Source organism: Bradyrhizobium sp. 14AA (assembly GCF_054185205.1).
Map to the genome: position 1 here is coordinate 168,810 of NZ_JAVAYM010000013.1, position 19,549 is coordinate 188,358.

Here is a 19,549-nt window from a genome sequence, read left to right on the forward strand (position 1 = left end):
CATCGATGCGGGGCGCGGCCATCGGCCCCGCAGTGGAACTAGTGCGAAGAAGGCATCCCGAATTTGATCGGCCTCTCCATCGTCACCATCCGGAAGTCCGAAATCAGGATATCGAGGCGCAGCGACCACTCACCCGCGGTCGGTATCACAAGCTCGTCGATCCACCAGTGGCCGTCCGCGTCGGCTTTCGCTGTGCGTCTGAGTGGTTCGATGCCGGCGGAGGGCAAAGACAGCGACACGGTCACCTGCTTTGCGGGAAGCGGCTCGAGGTCATCGGTCTGAAGGTTGATTTCAATCGCCACTGGGCCTGCGGTGTTGGGCCGGATCGCGACCTCCGCCATCGCCTTTTCGGTGTGGATGTGAGCCATCAGGGTTGAATGCGTGAGAGCCAGCGCCCGCGGCGGCGACGTGAAACGCCATGTCGCCGCGAGGCCGAGCACGACGACGATGAGCAGGGATTCCACGGCGACAACCCGCGCGAGGTTGCGAGCCTGCCGCGCTTGATCGGCCCGCGCGGTGAACCACCAACGATTGAGTGCCGCGAGCGCGAAGACGCCCATCACCACGACCAGTTTGCAGATCAGTACAAAGCCGTAATCCGTGCCCCACAAACCGTTAAGAGTGTCAAGCTGGACGATTGCAAGCGCTGTACCGCTTGCGACAAGAAGCAAGACAACGACTGGAATGACGCGTGAGAAGCGCTTGAGCGGCATCGCGGCACGAACTCGATCGCGATAGAGCAGCAAGCCGAGCGGGGCGAGCGCCCCGACCCACGCGGCGATCGCGATGCCGTGCGTGAAGACGGCCGGGCGCGTCAGCCATTGCGGCGGCGCAGAGCTCGCATGGCCGCTCGCGGCCAGCGCCAGGCCGACGCCCGCAAGTGCAACAAGGGAAAGCGCGCGGGCCGTAGCGAGCCGCGACACGCGTAGCGAAACGAGACCCGTAATCAGTGACACCGCTGCGACGAAGATCGTCGTACCATAGCTGGTGCCCCAGGCGGCATGCCAAGTCGTCGCGTTGAAGACGTCGCCGAAGCCAAGGCCGAGCAGGTCTAGACCCTGAAATGCGAGCGAAGCCGTAGTCGCCACAAGCCCAACCCAAAGAAGGGCGGGAAGCAATTTCGGCGCCGGACTGTGGCCGTTGTCGATAAAGGCGAGAAAAAATGCTCCGCCGATACCGAAGAACAAAGCGGCGTAGAGGACAACCTTGGTAAGCCAGATTGAGAGCTGGAGCGGCGCGTTAGCAACCTTGCCGAGATCAACGGCGCTCGCCGTGACGCGGCCGACCGAGAAAAGGATGGTGCCGCTGATCGGGTGGCCGTCTTCCGATACGACTCGCCAGCTGAGCAAATGCGTGCCGACACTGACGGAACCTGGTTCGTCCACGACCAGTGTCTTGCCTGAGACATTCGGTGCAAGCGACAGCACCTCGCCGGATGGAAGCTTCAGCTGCAGTCGGAGCGCCTTCACCGGCTCGCTGAAGGTCAGCCATAGCTTGGTCGGCGACGAGGCGAGCAAAACGCCGTCAGCGGGCTCGGCCGAGACGAGTTCGGCGTGCGCTCGCGCGGGCGCGATCGTACCAAAAAGCGCGCAGGCAAGAACTGCGATGGAAGCCGCAATCCTAAACAGAGTGCTCAGCATGCGCGAGACGAAGCGCATCGCGTTTTACCGCTTCGGCACGAGCTTCAATCCGGGGGCAGGCGTTTTATAGTCGCCGTCACTCTTGCCTTCGGCTGGAACCTCGATCCAGCGCACAACACCCTGCTCACAGTCTTGCACAAGCGGAAAGTAGAGCATACCGGGCTTGAGGGTGTCGGAGAGCGATCCGCGCAGTACGAATTCGTCGTAATGAGCATCGAGTAGCCTGCCACCGCTCCAACTCACCTCCTTGACGGCGCCCTGCTCGCTGGAAGATTTGGTGTCCCGATCCACAATGGTCTCGAGCGTCCAGCCCGGCTTCGGCATTGGCTTTACGCCGGTGACGCCCGGCGGAATCTGCACGCGGACCCTAACCGTCGGCGAACCCTCGCAGCCATGGGGCACGCGGAACACCGCCTTATAGGTCGAGCCGATAGCGGCCTCGCCGGTCTCCAGCGTAACATGAGCCTGCACGGCAGGCGCAAACGCGACGAGCAAAACAGCAAGGGCGATCGTGGAAAAAGCGTTCGAACGACGCATGAGCACCCCTCAATGTCTGAGAATGTCTTCGCGACTGAGACACTGCTCGGGTTCAACGTATTTGACGGGCCTCATTTCCCGCAAATAGAAATGCAGGTGGGGCTAATGCACTGGTGATATAGGCGGGACTATAGATTCTCCGGCCGAGTCGGCTCGCTCGACGCAGGCGTTATCGGGCGGCCCGGCGTGCGCCTCGATGGTGTTCGGCGGGACCCGCCGCAAGGTCTAAGGTCCGCGACCATCCTCAAGATGGCGGAGCAAAGTCGTAAGAGATGCGACCCGCGGGCAGATAGAACAATGCGATGACCGCGCCGCCTTTGACTTCAGGATAGTGGCGGCTCCCCGGATCCGGTGCCGTCCAGCCGGCCCCCTGCCAGCCTTGCAAGCCTTTCAACTCGGCGCCCTTGTTCAAAGGCACCACAAGATTGAGCTCGCCGTAGGGATGGCCGTGAAACTGGCCTCGCAGCACTTCATCCTCATGGTCGTCGCTGAAGCGCTTGGTGTCGTTGCTATTCATATACACGGCGGTAATGCTGAAATGGAACGTCTCGGCCGACGGCTCCCAAATCCGGCTGCGCCGGTAATTTGGACCGTCCACCTCCTGGTTTGCCGCCCACCCTTCCTCGACCCCGATCTTGATCAGGCGAGCCAGGTCCTGATAGAGCGAGCTCGCCTCGCCATATTTATCATTTAGCCAACGCTCCATCTCGGCGCTGGGCGTCATGTCCTTGACTTCCCGAAGAAAAGGAATGCTGCGTTGGATCAATTCTTCACGGGCGCCCATGGTCGTCTTCCTCTTCGATCAACTGTTAATCTTCGAATCCTAAAAACGTGGCGAACACGTCGACCTCCGCCCGCGGCATGAGCCTTTCCGTCGCCTCGCACTTCGCGTGTCCGATCGAGATGCCGCACACCACCATGTGCTCGGCGGGGATCGACAGCAGCGGGCGAAGTATCCGGTGGTATCTAGCGAACGTCTCCTGGGGGCAGGACTGAAGCCCGTGGCCCGCCGCAGCCAACATCACGTTCTGGACGAACATCCCAAGATCGAGCCAGCTCCCCACTTCCAGGCGACGGTCGATCGTCACGATCAATCCCACTGGCGCACCGAAGAATGCGTAGTTTTTAGCCGTTTGCCGGCTCCGGGCTTCGACGTCGCTCAGGGCGATCTCGAGCGAGCCGTAAAACAGCCGTCCGAACTCCTGCCGCCGCTTCAGGTAAGGCTCAGGTAACTCGTTGGCGTAATACTTGTACTCGGATACATGTTCATCGCGGCACGTCTTGTGTGCCTCCAGGAGAGCAGCCGACACTCGGTCCTTATCAGTGCCCGCCAGCACATATGCATGCCACGGCTGGATGTTCGCGCCGCTCGGTGCGAACCGCGCCACGCGAAGAATTTGCTCGACGGTCTGCCGTGAAACGGGAGCGTCGGAGAAGTCGCGGCACGCAAAACGGCCAGCGATGATCTCGTCAATTCGCGCCAGGCGAACCGCACCCTCGCCGATCACGGCTTCGTCACGAGTGAGCATCCTCCCTCCTCCAACGGTCTGAAGGCTTCTTCTCCTGGAATTGTCGCAAGCAGCTTGTAGTAGTCGAACTTGTACTTGGACTCCTCCGGCGACTTGACGCGGAACAAATACATGTCGCGAACCAGCCGACCATCCTCTCGAATCCTGCCGTTCTTGGTCATGAAATCGTTGACGGGCATTTCGTGCATCTTGGCGGAAACAGTCGGTCCGTCCAGCGTGTCCGCAGCTTCAACCGCCTTGAGATAGTGCATCACCGCGCCATAAGTGCCGGCATGGATCATGGTGGGGACCTTGCCGGTCTTTTCGATGAAGCGCCTGGACCATGCGCGTGTCTCGTCGTTGAGATCCCAATAGAATGCCGAGCTCAGCATCAGGCCCTGCGCGCTCTGCAATCCAAGGCTATGAATGTCGGCAATGAAAACGATCAGACCCGCAAGCTTCTGCTGCTGCGTGATGCCGAATTCACCCGCCTGTTTGACAGCGTTGATGAAATCGCCGCCGGAATCGGCGAGCGCGATCACGTCCGCCTTCGAGGATTGCGCCTGCAGCAGGAAGGAGGAAAAATCAGGCGTATTCACTGGATGCTTCACAGCGCCGACAACCTTGCCGCCGGTGGCCTCGATCACCTTGCGGCTATCGGCCTCAAGCTGCGAGCCGAGGGCATAATCGGCTGAAAGGAAGAACCAGGTCTTCGCGCCGAGGCGCGAAATGGCCTTGGTTGTGCCCTGCGACAGGGCATAAGTGTCGTAAGTCCAATGAATCCCGGTGGGCGAGCATTCGTCGCCCGTCAGGCGGGAGGTGGCGGCGCCCGTCGCGAGGAAAAGCTTCTTCTTGTCTCTGGTGATGCCCTGTACCGCGAGCGCCACGGCCGAGTTAGGCACGTCGAGGATCGCCTCGACGCCCTCGTTTTCGAGCCACCGTCGGGTGATTGCCGATCCCACGTCGGCCTTGTTCTGATGGTCGCCGGTGACAACCTGAACGGAGCGCCCGAGCACTTTCCGGTTGAAATCGTCGACGGCCATTTGCGCCGCGACCACCGAGCCCTGACCGCCGTTGTCGGCGTAGAGTGAGGACATGTCGGTCAGGACGCCGATCTTGATGAGATCGTTCTGCGCGATCGCCGATGTCGAGAATATCGCCAACGTGAGTATCGCACCGATCGCCCTTCCTGTGGCCCCCGACATCACTCCGGATCTCATTTGCCGCTCCTCCAAACTTGGCCATGAGATATTGGCGGGATCGGTTGGTTGCGGAAGTGAAACTCTTGCAGAATGGTCCTGAACCGCCTTCAGGTTGCCCGCGAGGCGCCTGTTTCGGGCGGTTCGCTTAGTTGCGCTTAGGGCAGGTCTGGATTTAACTGGCGAGGATCGCGGCAGTCTGTTCAGGCACGCGGTCAGTCAGCAACTGGATCCTCCTCGTGTCCGTTTCCTTCAAGACATTGGACCTGAACCTTCTCAAGGTATTTGACGCCGTCATGGAGGAACGCAGCGTGCTGCGGGCCAGCCAGAAAGTCGCGCTAAGTCAGTCTGCCGTGAGCCACTCGCTCGCTCGGCTGCGCGAAATGCTGGACGACGACTTGTTCGTGCGCACGGCAACAGGAATGCTGCCCACGGCGCGCGCGTTGACTATGGCGCCGCAGGTTCGCGATGCCTTGCGCGCCCTGGAGAGAGCGGTCGAGCTGCCGACCTTCGTCCCGACAAGCTCAACCAAGCTATTCACGCTCGCCGCCAATGACTTCACCACGATGGTGCTGGCGTCTCCACTCCTCAAGATGCTCGGCCGCGAAGCGCCTTCCATCGACCTAACCATCAAACCAGTGACTCGGATCGATCTTGCCGAGCAGATCGACCTCGGCCGCATCGACGTCGCGATCGGCGTGTTCTCGGCCCCGCCGAGCCGCTTCCGCACTTCGCTGCTCTTTGAGTACGACGATGTGCTGATCGTCGGTGGAAAGCGCAAGATCGGTCGGCTGGACAAAGCGAAGCTTGCGCGCCTGCCGCTGGTCGTCGTCTCCTTTGGCGGCGAGCAGGAGGGCGCGATCGATGGCTTCATCTCCGAGCGGGGCCTCGCCAGACGCTCGGAAATGTATGACCGGGCCGCGCTCGAGCGGGCGCTCGCCGAGAGCGAGCGGCCACCGCGCATCGCAGTCTCATTGCCGCATTTTCTTGCCCTGCCCGCGCTGCTGCAGGATTCCGAACTTGCAGCCATCGTCCCGCGTCCGCTCGCCAAGGCCCTCGCGCAAAGCCATGCGATCGCCACTTATGATCTGCCCTACACGACAACGCCGGCGGAAGTGCGACTTCTCTGGCATGAGCGGGTCGAAAGCGAGCCATCCCACGAATGGCTTCACGACATCCTCCGGCGCGCTGCTGAGGAACTCAGGCGCGGGCGCTAACTAAAATTATGGATCGAGTTCTGTCGACACGCTTCAAAATGGCAACCGCCTGATCGCACGGATGTTCGATTAGCGCGCTCCAATTATCGCTCGGCGAGCACATACCCCGAGAATGTTGCTTCTGCTCGCATGCTCACGTTGGATGTGGCGCGACGATTCGGACGAGCGTCCATGGTCGTTCCCAACTCCCGCTTACCTGATCGTCATACGCTTGCGATCAAGCCGCCGTCAATGCGAATGACGCTTCCCGTGATGTAGCTGGCTCGATCACTCGCCAAGAACGTGACGACGTCGGCATATTCTTCAGGCCGACCGTAACGACCAAGAGGAATCGACGCAACGCTCTCTCCGGTGACTTTCTCGATACTCCGCCCCTCCTTCTTTGCTTTCGTTTCGTCCAAGAAGCGGATCCGATTGGTTGCAATGCGGCCAGGCAACACGATGTTCGCTGTAATGCCGTCGTTTCCAACTTCCCGAGCGAGAGTTTTCGACCATCCGGCGAGCGATAGCCGCAGCGCGTTCGAAATGCCGAGGTTCGGAATCGGCGAGACGACGCCCGAGGAAGTACTGGTGATTACCCGGCCCCATTTTCGCGCGCGCATGCCTGGTAGAACTCTGTCAGTCAAGGCAATAACCGAGAGCACCATGGAATGGAAGTTGGACGACCAAAGCGCCGGGTCTTGACCGGCGGCAGGCGTCGGCGGCGGGCCACCGGTGTTGTTGACGAGAATGTCCACCGGGCCGAACGCCTGCTCGATCGCACTGACGTTCCGGTCGATAGCCGAAAGATCGGCAAGATTCCAGGGCAGTGCCAGGCTTGCACCGTTCTCGCGCAAGATCGCGGCACTCCGCTGCTCGAGAGCCGCCGCATCAATATCGCCGAGCGCCACGCGAACACCTTCATGAGCCAAGGCGCTCGCGATCGCACCGCCGAGGCCACCGCCGGCGCCCAAGATGAGTGCAGTTTTTCCCGCAAGTCCCAAATCCATTTCGATTATCCTTCGGCTTGGTTGATGTTAGTTTGACGAGTCGAGCCAATGTTCGCCGGTCTGACCGGGCGATCGCGGCAGACGCCGGACCCGCGACAGGAACCCACACAAGCTTGGTGCGCAAATTCACAGCCAAGATTGCTCGATCAGTGAGAGAGTATCTTCGACAGAAACGTCTGCGCGCGGTCGCTCCGCGGCTGACCAAAGAAGTCGGCCTTGTCCGCGTCTTCGACGATTTCACCGCGGTCCATGAAGATCACTCGGTTGGCTACCTTTCGGGCAAATCCCATTTCGTGGGTCACCACCATCATGGTCATACCATCACGAGCGAGGTCCACCATGACGTCGAGCACTTCGCTGATCATCTCAGGATCAAGCGCGGAGGTCGGCTCGTCGAACAGCATTGCAATTGGATCCATTGCCAGCGCGCGAGCAATAGCCACGCGCTGCTGCTGACCGCCGGAGAGTTGGGCCGGGAATTTCTGCGCGTGCTCCTTCAGGCCGACACGATCTAACAGAGCCATACCCTTCACTACCGCCTTTTCATGCGGCCTGCCCAGCACCTTTTCCTGAGCCAGGCAGAGATTGTCGATGATCTTGAGGTGAGGAAAAAGCTCGAAATGCTGGAACACCATGCCGACGCGCGATCGGAGTTTCGGCAGGTTGGTCTTGGCATCATTGACGATCGTTCCATCGATTATGATGTCGCCGCCCTGGAAAGGCTCCAGGGCGTTGACGCACTTGATCAGTGTGGATTTCCCCGAACCGGAGGGACCGCAGACCACGACCACCTCGCCCTTGGCGACGTTCGTGGTGCAATTCTTGAGCACCTGAAAGGTGGTGCCGTACCATTTATCGATGTTTCTGATGTCGATCATGATTGGCTCTATCGAATGATGGCAATGCGCGACTGCAGGCGGCGGACGCCGAAGGATGCGACGCAGGAGATGGCGAAGTAGACGAGTGCTGCGAACAGATACATTTCGACCAGCCGGCCATCGCGCTGTGCGACCTTGCTCGCAGCACCGAGAAAGTCCGGAATCGAAAGCACGTAGACCAGCGATGTATCCTGGAACAGCACGATGGTCTGAGTCAGAAGAACCGGGAGCATGTTCCGGAAAGCTTGCGGCAGTACGACGTAGCGCATGCTTTGGGCATAGGTCAGGCCGAGCGCACTTGCAGCTGCGGGCTGTCCGCGCGAGATGGACTGGATTCCGGCCCGCATGATCTCGGAGAAGTATGCGGCCTCGAACATGATGAATGTGGTGAGCGAGGACGCGAACGCGCCGATGCTGATCGGGCGCGAGGCGCCGGTCACCCATTGGCCTATGTACGGGACCAGGAAATAGAACCAGAAGATGACGAGTACCAGCGGCAGCGACCTCATGAAGTCGACATAGAGGCCTGCGATACGTCCGAGCGGCGCGCGACCGGACAACCGCATCAGGGCGATGGCGGTGCCGAAAATCAGTCCACCTAGAGCGGATAACGCCGTCAGCATTAGCGTGAAGCTCATCCCCTGGTAGAACAGATACGGCAGCGCGCGGCGGATGACGTCGAAATCCAGGTTTGCGAACATCCTCATTTCCCCGTGATGTAGCCGGGTATGGCGACGTAGCGCTCGAGCACGCGCATCCCGATCACTACGACCACGTTGACCAGAAGGTAAAGAATGGTAGCCGCTGTGAACGCTTCGAAGACCTGGAATGAAAACTCCTGCATCGAGCGCGCTTCCCCGGTCAGCTCGAGCAGACCAATGGTGATCGCGACGGAGGTGTTCTTTATCGTACTTAGGAACTCGGAGGTCAGCGGCGGCAGGATGATACGAAATGCCATAGGCAACAGGACATAGCGATAGCCCTGCACTGTCGACAGCCCAAGCGCTGTCGCCGCCTGCCCCTGGCCGCGGGGTAGCGAGTTGATGCCAGCCTGAAGCTGCACCGCAACGCGTGCCGACATGAAGAATCCGATGCCGATCGCGGCGGTCCAGAACGGCGCATTCGGCAGGTGTTTGAGCCACGATCCCGCGGACTTCGGCAGAATTTCCGGCAGGACGAAGAACCACAGGAATAGCTGCACCAATATCGGGATGTTGCGGAAGAACTCGACGTAAGCGAAGCCCACCCAGTTAGCGCGCTGCGATGACAGCGTACGCATCACGCCGACCACAACCCCTGTGATCAGCGCGATGAACCAGGCTAAGAGTGCGGTTTCGAGGGTGACCACCAATCCCGACACCAACATATCCAGATAGGTGCCGCTCCCCATCGGATTCGGCTGGAAGAAGATCATCAAATTCCAATTGTAGTTCACGATCCCCCCACGCCGACGGACATGTTGCAACTGCTGCTTTCGTGCTGATCTACGATCGAGAGATGCGTTTTCCTTTCGAAAAGACCCATCACCTCCAATTCGAGCTTTCGCGCCGCGTCAGAGCAGGTGCCCGGAGCCCCGGTCAGCGCGACGCGCACCTCATGCGCCGCACAACCGACGCCGCCTTACCGCTGTCAGAACTTTGGGCTCTTGGCCTTTCGCGGCGGAAGTCTCAATCCATGAAATCCAAGTCAGTCCGCGCTCCCGAGCCCACCCCGATCACTTGTAGTCGTCCGGACTTGGAGAATCAGACGGCTTGGCGAACTCGTTCTTCAGCTCCGTCGATATCGGCGTGTTGAGGTTCAAGCCTTTCGGCGGGATGTTCTGGGTGAACCATTTGTCGTAGAGCTTCTGGCCTTCGCCGCTTGTGTAGAGCTCTGCGGTCGCGGCATCGACGACCTTCTTGAAGGGCACGTCGTCCCTGCGAAGCATGATGCCGTACGGCTCGGGCTTCGAAAACGCGTCGCCCGAGATGACGTAGTCCGACGGGCTCTTTGAAGTCGCGATGAGACCGGCGAGCAGGACGTCGTCCATGACGTATGCGACAGCGCGATCAGTCTCGACCATCAGAAATGCTTCGGCGTGGTCCTTGGCCGCAATGATGGTAGCGCCCAGATGGCGGGTGAGATTCGCTTCGATGAGCTGTTTGATGTTGGTGGTGCCGGCTGCCGATACGATCGCCTTACCCTTCAGGTCGTCGATCGATTTGATGCCGCTGGACTTCTTCGCAAGATATCGGCTCGCGGTGAGAAAGTGCGTGTTGGTGAACCAAACCTGCTTTTGTCGTTCAGCATTGTTGGTCGTCGATCCGCACTCGAGATCTATCGTGCCATTAGCCAAAAGCGGAATGCGCGTTGCCGCAGTTACCGGGTTGAGCTTGACTTCGAGCTTGTCGAGTTTGAGCTCCTTCTTCAGAGCGTCGACGACCTTGTAGCAAATATCCATCGCGAAGCCGATCGGCTTCTGATTGTCGTCCAGATAGGAAAATGGGATCGAGAAATCCCGGTAACCCAACGTAATCGAGCCAGTGTCCTTGATGTTCTTGAGAGTGCCCGTCAGCTCCTCGGCGCCTGCCGCTCCGGCGGTAAAGGTGGCAACGAGTGCGAACCCAAGATTGCAGAAATACTTCACTTCATGTTCCTCCTTTGATGGAGCCGCCCGGACCGCGTTGAAAGGCCAGGCAGCCACGACCGCCGACGATGCCGCTACACGAGCCAAGGCTCGTCCGATCGACCGTCATTTCCGCCCTGTGCTTAAGTCGGCCGCTTTCGAAACAGGCATCACAAGCGATAGGGCCGGTGAGCTCATGACGTTGCAGCGCCGAAGCCGCGTCGTTTCCGAGCGAATAACGGCCTGATTTCCGTGAAAACGCCCGGCCTCGATAAGCGACCCTTTTATTGAATGATCTAATTGTCTACAACAATACAATCCGAAATGCGAAAGGGTCAAGAGTTTTCAGGCAGATTCGGCTCAATTCGTCGCGCAAGGGCGCCGGAGCCGCCTCACCGTATTGTATTATTGACGCATTCGGGTCGCGCCTGATGCGTGCGCGAGCACAACTTGGACGGCGCTTCGTAGGAGATGCGCTCGTTATGCGGCCGCGTCAGCAAGGCGGAGCTTGCTTACGTGCAGGCCCTTCGTGCGCGGGGGTGTACGTTCCGCGACGTCGAGCCACTAACTCCGCGCGATATCCAAGTGCTTCTTAGGCGCAGCCCTGAAAGCTGCATTGAGGTGCTCCGCCATCAGTTGCGCGGCTGCGCGCCTGTCGCCGGAGCCAATCGCGTCCAGGATCTTCAGGTGCTCTCGACACCAATCTTTCACACGCCGGCGGTTTGCATATCCGCCGAATTCCAAGAGCCGACGCATGCGGTTCTGCTGCTGGATCGCCTGCACGAAAAAATTGTTGCCGCTAAACTCGGCGATCATCTCGTGGAACTGAGCGTCTGTTTCGAACAGCAGCGTAGATCTTACCGTTCCGATATTTGGATGTGCCTCCAGGAAAAGGTGCTGGCGTCGAGCCTTTTCTAGCGCAACGCTGTCTACTTGGAATGTGTCGAGCAGAATTCCGGCAGGCTCGATCGTCTTTCTGAAATCATAGCTGCTGCGTAGAGCAATTTGCGAGTCTATGGTCGGCTGAAAGGTCCAGCCGCGGCCGCTATTTCGCGAGAGCAGTCCATCGTTTTCTAATTGTGTAAGTACTTTCTGAAGCAATACACGATCGACCTCGTATCGCCGCGCGATTTCGGACTGAGTGAAGGATTCGTCCAATTTGCCCGATAACCGCTCGTCGACGATCTTAGCATAGAGATCCTGCTCTGCCGTCGTCGGCACCTCCATGTCTACGGCATGAAGCTCTTGGGGCCCCGCCTTTAGAAAAAAGCCCTGGTTCTTCCTGGATTCCAGAATCCCCTGCTTCTCGAGCAAGCTGAGCGCCGCCCGAGCCGGCGTTCTGGACACTCCCAGCATTTCGCTGACGTGTTGTTCACGCAAGTGATGCCCGGGCCCAAAGCGAGCGTCGCGCACAAAATCCAGTATTTGATTGGCGAGTCGATAGCTGGATCGAGACATAAGTTCGAGCCTACCTCTAGTTGAGACCGCGCTGTCTAAGTGACTTAGAGTCCACGGCTCGCATTCTATGTGTGGGTGATCGAGCGCATTCCAAAGCGGCGAACACTGAATACTCATTTCTAGGCAATACAGCTCCAAAAAACGAGTGCCGGAAAGCCCACGTCGGGATTTTGCATAGGAAAGCCATCTCCGCTTTCAGGGCCAATCTATCCGGAGCGCCGTGTCGGGCGCTGGGGCAAGGCCGAGCCTTGACTCGATCTGTTCATAATTGTACTAGATGTGTCGATTAAAACAATTACTGTTCTGACCCGACTCCAACGGAGACATCATGAAGCTCGAGACTAGCGCCTGCGGCGTCTATCCGATCGCGCCGACGCCATTCCATGAAGATGGCCGAATTGACTTTGCATCCATCGATCGCTTGAGCGACTTCTATACGGAGATCGGTGCGACGGGGATGACCGTTTTGGGTGTGCTCGGGGAGGCACCCAAACTCGACGGCGCTGAAGCATTGGAAGTCGCCGCCCGCTTCATCAAACGCGCCCCCAAGCTTCCGGTGATCGTCGGGGTCACTTCAGCCGGTTTCGCTGCAATGCGCACGCTGGCGTCCGCCGCTATGGATGCCGGCGCCGCCGGCGTCATGATCGCTCCGCCCAACACCTTGCGGACCGACGATCAGATCGTGACGTACTATGCTCAGGCGGCAGACGCGATCGGCTCCGACACGCCGTTTTGCATCCAGGATTACCCGCTGAACTATTCAGTCGTGATGTCGCCCACCGTCCTGAAGCGCATCATCACGGACAATCCGTCTTGCGTGATGGTGAAGCATGAGGATTGGCCCGGCCTGGAGAAGATTACGACGCTGCGCAAATGGGAAGCAGACGGAGCTCTGCGTCACGTTTCCATTCTCTGCGGCAACAACGGTCTCTTCCTCGATTTCGAGATCGAGCGCGGCGCGGACGGCGCGATGACCGGCTATCCATTTGCCGACATGCTCGTGGAGCTCATAAACCTGGCTCGGTCCGGGCAACGCGACGCCGCTCACGATCTGTTTGACCTCCACCTGCCTCTTCTTAAGTACGAACAGCAGCCTGGTGTCGGGCTGAGTGCCCGCAAATACATCCTGGCTCGCAGAGGTCTCATTTCTTCGCCAGCTCAGCGTAAACCCGCCGGCGCGTTCACGGAAGCGGCGCGCTCCGAGGTCGACTACCTGCTTTCTCGGATCGCGCGCTCAGACAAGCGTGGAGCCTGCAATCCGCTGAAGATCTGAGCCTCATAAGTGTGCGCCCAATCTTGTTGGACTACGGCTAGGTAGAAGCCCTCGGTCCGCTCCTTCCTCCCAAGACTGATCGCCTTTGGCGATCGCAACCGCTGCCCCTCGGGGCAGCGGCTTTTTTTAAGCCCTCCCCAGCCGCGGCGATTTCATCGGAGCAACGCGTCTAATCGCCGGATCAATTCTCCGACTCGTCCGCCACCGGGTGGGGCGGCCGGGTAGCGGCGCAGGACATCGAGCACAACTGGCAACGCCAGTAACCCCGATCTTTCGACGTGGCTATCGCCCACGTTGGCGTCGTCGCCGGCAGAGAGCTCAAACGCGCGTGCTGCATGGGCGGCGGACCCGAGAATATGTTTAACCTGTGTAGCTTTCGCGAGCGGGTGGAGAAACGCCGCGCTTGCCGCGGCTATAGCCGCACGTGCAGCCTCGCTGGCAGCCGCCAGTCCAGTGTCTCGGGTTTCATGAACTGCCCGTTGGGCAGCCCACGCGCAGTCGCGCAGCGCCTTGGTCCGCTCGGCGCCATCCGCGAACGTCTGTGCCGCGTCGATCGCGAGGCGGGGACGTGGATCGCCGGGGCGTTCGGCCTCGAAGATCGTCAAGGCCGGTCGCGCGCAGGCAGCCGCGTATCCGGCGACAGCACGAAGTTCGGCTCGGCTGAGTTCTATCATCTGAGATTCATTTGTCATGCAGGCAACCATATTGCAACCGAGAGTGTTGCGCATCATACACCTGCTGATTAGTGGGCTTCTGGAAGCAGTGATCTCGCGCAGGCGGAGGCTCTTGACGCGCAGAATGGAGATCGAAGATTCATGCTAAGACCCGCTTGAGCATGGGGACGCCGACCGGCAGATAGCCGTTAAGGTCGAGGAAGGCCGCAAGCGGCTCCGGCGGCTACACGGCGACCAACTTAGTGACATGGAAGCTCTTCCGCTGGTCGCAAGCGACACCCGCACGATGACGACTCGATCCTTAATCAATTCGACCGCATCGTTCAACTCCACGGCTGGAGCTACATCGAAGAACTCTTGACCCAGGAAGTTTCCTGGAATCGCGGTTCGGGCGCCACGCGACAACGGATCGAAAAAGGCGAACGCGCGGTTTCCTTTACGACGTCAGGCCCGCTTGTCGCATCCGGGGGCCCGACCCGCTTCTTTCTTCCCCGCACCGACAGCTTCCTGTCGTGGGCCCATCCGGCCGCGATTTTCAGGCGGGCACGGCATCCGGAAGCCGCGAAACTCTATCTCTCGTGGCTGCTCTCGTCGGAAGTTCAGGGCACGAAGCGTCAGTGGTCGGTTCGACGAGACATGCCTCCCCCGACCGGTTTCGACGCCATCTCGAACTACAATTCGTACCCGATTCACTTTTAAAAAAAGATTTGGAAGAGCGTACCCGGCTGGAGCAATTCCGCGATCAACTCGAGCAATACATTGGTCCCATGCAAGGAGACAATCCAACCGGCGTTGTCGGCATATTTCCAGAGGACGGCAGTAAGCATTCCCGTTCGATGTCGCCATCATTTCCGGACGACCCCTTCCAGATCAGCACATCGGATAACTTCGCCTTCGCCTGACGCCCGCATGATCCGCTATCTAAATGCCAGATGGATGTTATCTGGAGGTTAGGCTTGTTCCGTCGATCGCGGTGCGTTTCGATCCGTTGGAGAGGATGATTTCGAGTCCCCAAGGAGACCGCGAAGTGACGGATAACGGCCGACGGAAGGCGAAGAGCGCGAGGACACGATGCCCGTCTACGCACTAGATGGTGTGAGCCCGACTCTGCCCGAACCGGGGACATTCTGGATCGCGCCGGGTGCTCACGTCATCGGCAACGTCCGGATCGGACGGGATGTCGGAATCTGGTTCGGAGCCGTTCTGCGGGGAGACAACGAGCTGCTCGACATTGGAGACGGAAGCAATATTCAGGAAGGCGCCCTCCTGCACAGCGACCCCGGCTTTCCACTCGTCATAGGACCTGGCGTCACGATTGGGCATCACGCAATTGTCCACGGCTCTAAGCTCGGCTCCAACGTATTGGTCGGAATGGGCGCGACCATTCTCAATGGTGCGCAGATTGGGGCCAACTCGTTGGTGGGTGCCCAGGCACTTGTGACCGAGGGCAAATCCTTTCCCGACGGATCGCTGATCGTCGGATCGCCTGCGAAAGCAGTCCGTCAACTGGACGAGAAGACGATAGCGAGCCTACAGCAAAGCGCACTGAATTACGTGAGCAACTGGCGACGTCACGCGTCGAGTTTGCACCAGATTGACTGAACACGAAAAGGCGCCTCGATTGCTGAAGCCCACCCCGATGCGGCCATAGCAAGCTCGAGCGTTTCGACAACTAAGATGATGGCCGTGAAGACATCCACCACATGGCTGGCATCGATCGCTGCCGTAGGACTGACCCTTCTGTGGCCGCCTCAGATTGCCCTGTCAGCAAAGTCCCACGACGAGCAAATGCAAACTCTGTCTTCCGAAACGAGAATTGAGCAGCGTTGCAACGCGCGTGCGATGGGTGTCATTGGTCGCGAGCATCAAGGATTTCGACCGGACGAGTTCGTCGCCTATGCATTTGCTGATCCGGTCATTCGGGGCCATCTCATAACGGCAGAGGGCGCGGCCTTGCGAAGTCGAGGCACGTGGTACCACGTCGCCTATCGTTGCGAGACGAACGACGATGGCCTGAGGATCCAATCCTTCAGCTACACGCTCGGCACCTCGGTGCCGCGCCAGGAGTGGAATAGCCACTATTTGGTGCCATAGATCTCAAGCGGCTCCAGATGGAGTTCGTCGATGACACTAATTATCAGAAGCCCTTACTGGGTTAGTCCCGCGATCATTTCCGCGTTTCTTGGCGGACGTCTTTCTTGGCTTGTCGAGTAATTCGGCCGGCCACCGACCGTTCTTTACATCCTGAAGAACAACCTCCTTGAGCATTTGTCTCACTTCCGTGAATGCTCTGGTCTGTGGATGGTCAGCCAGCGTTATCAGGTTGAGATCACGCATCAGGTTGGGTTCGACGATACGCCTTGCGTGAACGCCGTTCCGCAACAGATCGCTTCCCACGGTTGATCTCGCCAAAATGCCACAGCCAAGACCAGCTTCAAGAGCCGTGCGCATAACACTTAGTGAGTCGATTTCGAGTCTTGGGCTTGGCTTGATCTGATTCCTTAGAATTTGCGTCTGAATGATCGCGCGCGAGGCAGGCGGCGTAAGTCCGAGCACGGACCCCTGAGGTATGTCGGCGAACGCAACGGGCGAAGTCGACTTACCGATGATCTCGGGTCGGCCAATCAGAAAGAGCTCCTCCCTCAGGAGAGGTTCACGCTCCAGGCGCGTATCGTTTGACGGGTTGAAGGCAAGTGCAAAATCGAGAGCTCCCGAGAGCACCCGCTCCGTCAGATATGGGCTCAAGCCTTCGCTAATCGTCATGTGCACATTTGGGCAGGCTGTTCCTACGCGCTGCATCAGAGGCAATGCGCTGATTGCCGCTGCTGTATGGCTTAGGCCGACCGCCACCGGTCCGGTCGCCAGTTCCGTAAACGTCTTGACGTCAATCTCCGCCTTGGTCATGGCCGAGAGAATGGCGCCGGCATGCTCATAGAGTCTGCGACCGGCTGGCGTCAGCGCGATCCCTCGCGGTCGCCGATCCAACAGGCTTACGCCAAGCTCGGACTCGATTTCAGACACGTGATGGCTCAACGCGGACTGCGCGATGTTGAGCGCTTCAGCCGCCCGGGCAAACGCGCCGGCGTCCGCGATCGCAACGAAGTAACGCAACTGTCTGAGACTGAGCGTCATGTGGGACCCTGTGCTCCCAAGTTCTCCCGGACCTGCGACCAGCAGGTATCGGATCAACATCTAAAATGCAGATACACTCTATATCGAAGATATAATTGTTAGACCTCTGCAAGTCCATCAGTCTGCGGCTCAAACGATCGCTGGCATCGGCGAAGCAGACGGTCACCCGCCGACCGCGCTGGCTGTGCTCGCGCACCGAGACAACGATCGGGGGAGGATTGCATGATTGGGATTACGGGGTCGTCGGGCTATCTCGGCGGCAGGATACTACGTTCTGTTACATCGCGGCGGCCGGCAGACCAGCCAGTCATCGCCATGACGCGCCACCCTGATAAAACTCCCGAGCTGGAGCGCGTCGCCGACGAAGTCCGACAAGCCGACTTTACCGAGCCCGAGGGCCTGGTGCGAGCTTTTCGCGGGATAGATACTTTGTTGATCGTCTCTGTCGAGGGACAAGACGAAGAACGTATCCGCCTCCACCGCAATGCGCTCGAAGCTGCGCTCGCATGCGGCGTACGCCGAATCCTCTACACGAGCTTTTTCGATGTGGATACCAATTCGCCATCGAGCGTCGCCCGCGTTCATCGCATGATGGAGGCCGACCTAATGGCGTCGGGCAGCGATTGGGTCATGCTGCGCGACGGCCCTTACGCCGACAATTTCGCGAATCGGGTCGCCGAAGCAGCGAAGCAGGACGGCATCTTCCGCATGGCTGCAGGCGAGGCCCGCGTTCCTTTCATCGGCCGAGGCGACCTTGCGGAGGCGGCCGCCGCCGCGGTCCTTTCGCAACGTAGCGGAGTGGCTTGGCGGCTGTCCGGAGCGGAGCTCCTGAGCTGCGCGGACCTCTGCGCCATTGTCTCTGAAACGTTCGGTCTGCCTGTCAGATATCAGGCGATCTCGGACGAGGAGCAGGCCGCCGACCTGCAACGTCAGGGATTGCGAGCCGATTTGATCGAGCGCCGTGTCGCCTACGGACGCGCAATCCGCGAGGGTTACATGTCCGCTCTGACGGACGATTTTCAGAATCTGGTTGGGCGCGCCCCGGTGCGGATACGCGACCTGCTCCCCAGCCTCGACCTCAATCTCGAAGTTCAGGCCGTACGGACTGCAACTTCCAAAACGAGGACGTCATGACAGGTTCGCAGCGATCAGCTTTGGGTCCGGTCTTCGCCAAGGTCGCGTGGCGGATTCTTCCGATACTATTCGTCGTTCAACTGATCGGTATCGTCGATCGGTTCAATGTCGGTTTTGCCCAGCTCCAGATGTCGAAAGAACTCGGACTGTCCAATGCCGCATATGGGTTTGGTGCCGGCCTTTTCTTCGTCGGCTATTTCATCTTCGAGATCCCGAGCAACATGATCCTGGCCCGTGTCGGCGCCAAGGCGTGGTTCACGCGGATTCTCGTGACCTGGGGTGTTGCGACGCTCGCCATGGCGTTCGTGACAAACGAGACCTGGTTCTATGTCCTGCGTTTCCTGGTCGGTGCAGCCGAGGCCGGGTTCGCGCCCGGCACCCAGCTCTATTTTTCACGATGGTTTCCCAATGACTATCGGGGACGCGTCAACGGCTGGTTCCTGATGTCCATTCCGCTCGCGGGAATGCTGAACGGACCGATCTCGGGAAATATCCTCGGGCACCTCTCGGGCTTTGCGGGGCTGTCCGGGTGGCAATGGCTCTTCCTCGTCGAGGGCGTGGTCACGATCCTTCTTGCCCCCCTGCTCTTCGCCATTCTGCCAAACGAACCAAAGGACGCAGACTGGCTTGGCAAGGACGAGCGCCTGATCGTCGAAGAGGGCGTGGAGACCTCCGGGCGTCTGGCGCATACGCATGCCATCGGTGACATGCTGAGGAGCCCCCGCACGCTGCTGATGGCCGGCGTCTACTTCCTGCTTCTGCTCGGGAATTACGGGATCGCGTTCTGGATGCCGCAGATCATCAAGGGCTCCGGGATTGCCGATCCCGTCGCGATCGGCTGGTTCGCCGCAATCCCGTCGCTCTGCGCGTTCATCGCAATGCCCTTACTCAGCCGCCTCTCCGATGCGGGCGGCCGCAAATGGTATCTCGTCGCGGGCGGCCTCATCGCGGCGACCGGCCTTATGGTCACCTCCCTGAACAGCACCAACACCGCCCTCGCCATCGTCGGTCTCGCGCTCACCGCAAGCGGTGTGCTCGGCTGCGTCCCGGTGTTCTGGGCCTATGCGGCCAGGGTCTATTTCGGCCCGGCCGCCGTCGTCGGCTTCGCCCTGATCAACTCGGTGGGCAATCTCGCCGGCTTCGTGGCGCCCTACTACATCGGCGTTGTTGCGGATGCGACAGGCTCGCCGGTGAATGGCGTTCACGCCATCGCGATCGGCCAGATCGTCGCCATCCTCCTGGTCGCAGCCTTCTTCGACAAGGCCGAGTCAAGGCCAAGGCTCGAGCCGCAGCGACTGTGAGCCC

Annotated in this window: 22 protein-coding genes and 1 pseudogene; 9 read left to right on the forward strand and 14 right to left on the reverse strand. The window is 59.6% G+C overall.

Annotation, left to right across the window (positions count from 1 at the left end; all coding sequences use genetic code 11):
* Nucleotides 1–38: 38 nt before the first annotated feature.
* From RAD15_RS23595 to RAD15_RS23615, 5 genes are all read right to left on the reverse strand, one after another.
* The gene (locus RAD15_RS23595) at nucleotides 39–1,658 is read right to left on the reverse strand and encodes a copper resistance CopC/CopD family protein (protein WP_458180596.1); all 1,620 of its coding nucleotides are present in this window, start codon (nucleotides 1,656–1,658) and stop codon (nucleotides 39–41) included.
* Nucleotides 1,659–1,664: 6 nt separating this feature from the next.
* Entirely contained in the window at nucleotides 1,665–2,177 is a 513-nt protein-coding gene (locus RAD15_RS23600; RefSeq protein WP_458180597.1) for a YcnI family copper-binding membrane protein, read from the reverse strand.
* Nucleotides 2,178–2,421: 244 nt separating this feature from the next.
* Entirely contained in the window at nucleotides 2,422–2,961 is a 540-nt protein-coding gene (locus RAD15_RS23605; protein ID WP_458180598.1) for a 4-hydroxylaminobenzoate lyase, read from the reverse strand.
* Between the two features lie 25 nt (nucleotides 2,962–2,986).
* On the reverse strand, nucleotides 2,987–3,706 hold the full coding sequence (locus tag RAD15_RS23610) for a nitroreductase (protein ID WP_458180599.1): 720 nt from the start codon (nucleotides 3,704–3,706) through the stop codon (nucleotides 2,987–2,989).
* Nucleotides 3,682–4,782 (reverse strand): ABC transporter substrate-binding protein, encoded by a 1,101-nt coding sequence (locus tag RAD15_RS23615; protein WP_458180668.1) that lies wholly within the window; start codon nucleotides 4,780–4,782, stop codon nucleotides 3,682–3,684. Before RAD15_RS23615 ends, RAD15_RS23610 begins: the two co-directional genes overlap by 25 nt.
* Here RAD15_RS23615 and RAD15_RS23620 point away from each other — a divergent pair.
* Both RAD15_RS23620 and RAD15_RS23625 read left to right on the forward strand, forming a co-directional pair.
* A complete protein-coding gene (locus RAD15_RS23620; RefSeq protein ID WP_458180672.1) occupies nucleotides 4,781–4,987 on the forward strand; it encodes a hypothetical protein in 207 nt (68 codons plus the stop codon). The two genes, RAD15_RS23615 and RAD15_RS23620, sit on opposite strands and share 2 nt — an antisense overlap.
* Before the next feature lie 136 nt (nucleotides 4,988–5,123).
* Complete coding sequence (locus RAD15_RS23625) at nucleotides 5,124–6,101, forward strand: LysR family transcriptional regulator (protein WP_458180600.1); 978 nt, start codon at nucleotides 5,124–5,126, stop codon at nucleotides 6,099–6,101.
* Nucleotides 6,102–6,304: 203 nt separating this feature from the next.
* On the opposite strand, the gene RAD15_RS23630 is transcribed toward RAD15_RS23625, so the two are convergent.
* From RAD15_RS23630 to RAD15_RS23655, 6 genes are all read right to left on the reverse strand, one after another.
* Nucleotides 6,305–7,090, reverse strand: a complete 786-nt coding sequence (locus tag RAD15_RS23630; protein WP_458180601.1) for an SDR family oxidoreductase — start codon at nucleotides 7,088–7,090, stop codon at nucleotides 6,305–6,307.
* 146 nt (nucleotides 7,091–7,236) lie between these two features.
* Entirely contained in the window at nucleotides 7,237–7,968 is a 732-nt protein-coding gene (locus RAD15_RS23635; protein WP_458180602.1) for an amino acid ABC transporter ATP-binding protein, read from the reverse strand.
* Between the two features lie 8 nt (nucleotides 7,969–7,976).
* Nucleotides 7,977–8,669, reverse strand: a complete 693-nt coding sequence (locus RAD15_RS23640; RefSeq protein WP_458180603.1) for an amino acid ABC transporter permease — start codon at nucleotides 8,667–8,669, stop codon at nucleotides 7,977–7,979.
* A 2-nt stretch (nucleotides 8,670–8,671) separates the two neighbouring features.
* Nucleotides 8,672–9,403 (reverse strand): amino acid ABC transporter permease, encoded by a 732-nt coding sequence (locus tag RAD15_RS23645; RefSeq protein WP_458180604.1) that lies wholly within the window; start codon nucleotides 9,401–9,403, stop codon nucleotides 8,672–8,674.
* Nucleotides 9,404–9,682: 279 nt separating this feature from the next.
* Nucleotides 9,683–10,594, reverse strand: coding sequence for an amino acid ABC transporter substrate-binding protein (locus RAD15_RS23650; protein WP_458180605.1), 912 nt, complete (start codon nucleotides 10,592–10,594; stop codon nucleotides 9,683–9,685).
* Nucleotides 10,595–11,137: 543 nt separating this feature from the next.
* Nucleotides 11,138–12,031, reverse strand: a complete 894-nt coding sequence (locus RAD15_RS23655; protein WP_458180606.1) for a GntR family transcriptional regulator — start codon at nucleotides 12,029–12,031, stop codon at nucleotides 11,138–11,140.
* 328 nt (nucleotides 12,032–12,359) lie between these two features.
* Between RAD15_RS23655 and RAD15_RS23660 the strand changes: the two genes are divergently transcribed.
* A complete protein-coding gene (locus RAD15_RS23660) occupies nucleotides 12,360–13,304 on the forward strand; it encodes a dihydrodipicolinate synthase family protein (RefSeq protein ID WP_458180607.1) in 945 nt (314 codons plus the stop codon).
* Nucleotides 13,305–13,456: 152 nt separating this feature from the next.
* On the opposite strand, the gene RAD15_RS23665 is transcribed toward RAD15_RS23660, so the two are convergent.
* Together RAD15_RS23665 and RAD15_RS23670 are read right to left on the reverse strand one after the other, a co-directional pair.
* Entirely contained in the window at nucleotides 13,457–14,035 is a 579-nt protein-coding gene (locus tag RAD15_RS23665; RefSeq protein WP_458180608.1) for a putative immunity protein, read from the reverse strand.
* A gap of 85 nt (nucleotides 14,036–14,120) precedes the next feature.
* A pseudogene (locus tag RAD15_RS23670) lies at nucleotides 14,121–14,250 on the reverse strand (S26 family signal peptidase); the annotation flags it as partial.
* Between the two features lie 85 nt (nucleotides 14,251–14,335).
* Here RAD15_RS23670 and RAD15_RS23675 point away from each other — a divergent pair.
* The 4 genes from RAD15_RS23675 (at nucleotide 14,336) to RAD15_RS23690 (ending at nucleotide 16,072) form a co-directional block, all read left to right on the forward strand.
* Nucleotides 14,336–14,677, forward strand: a complete 342-nt coding sequence (locus tag RAD15_RS23675) for a hypothetical protein (protein WP_458180669.1) — start codon at nucleotides 14,336–14,338, stop codon at nucleotides 14,675–14,677.
* Complete coding sequence (locus RAD15_RS23680) at nucleotides 14,596–14,880, forward strand: hypothetical protein (RefSeq protein ID WP_458180673.1); 285 nt, start codon at nucleotides 14,596–14,598, stop codon at nucleotides 14,878–14,880. The genes RAD15_RS23675 and RAD15_RS23680 overlap by 82 nt, the downstream gene beginning before the upstream one ends.
* 169 nt (nucleotides 14,881–15,049) lie before the next feature.
* Entirely contained in the window at nucleotides 15,050–15,580 is a 531-nt protein-coding gene (locus RAD15_RS23685; protein WP_458180609.1) for a gamma carbonic anhydrase family protein, read from the forward strand.
* A 75-nt stretch (nucleotides 15,581–15,655) separates the two neighbouring features.
* The gene (locus RAD15_RS23690; RefSeq protein WP_458180610.1) at nucleotides 15,656–16,072 is read left to right on the forward strand and encodes a DUF930 domain-containing protein; all 417 of its coding nucleotides are present in this window, start codon (nucleotides 15,656–15,658) and stop codon (nucleotides 16,070–16,072) included.
* Nucleotides 16,073–16,108: 36 nt separating this feature from the next.
* On the opposite strand, the gene RAD15_RS23695 is transcribed toward RAD15_RS23690, so the two are convergent.
* Nucleotides 16,109–17,110 carry a LysR family transcriptional regulator gene (locus RAD15_RS23695; RefSeq protein WP_458180611.1) on the reverse strand — a complete coding sequence of 334 codons (1,002 nt, stop codon included), beginning with the start codon at nucleotides 17,108–17,110 and terminating at the stop codon, nucleotides 16,109–16,111.
* A gap of 222 nt (nucleotides 17,111–17,332) precedes the next feature.
* On the opposite strand from RAD15_RS23695, the gene RAD15_RS23700 reads away from it, so the two are divergent.
* Entirely contained in the window at nucleotides 17,333–18,244 is a 912-nt protein-coding gene (locus tag RAD15_RS23700) for an NAD(P)H-binding protein (protein ID WP_458180612.1), read from the forward strand.
* On the forward strand, nucleotides 18,241–19,545 hold the full coding sequence (locus tag RAD15_RS23705) for an MFS transporter (RefSeq protein WP_458180613.1): 1,305 nt from the start codon (nucleotides 18,241–18,243) through the stop codon (nucleotides 19,543–19,545). The genes RAD15_RS23700 and RAD15_RS23705 overlap by 4 nt, the downstream gene beginning before the upstream one ends.
* Nucleotides 19,546–19,549 lie beyond the last annotated feature (4 nt).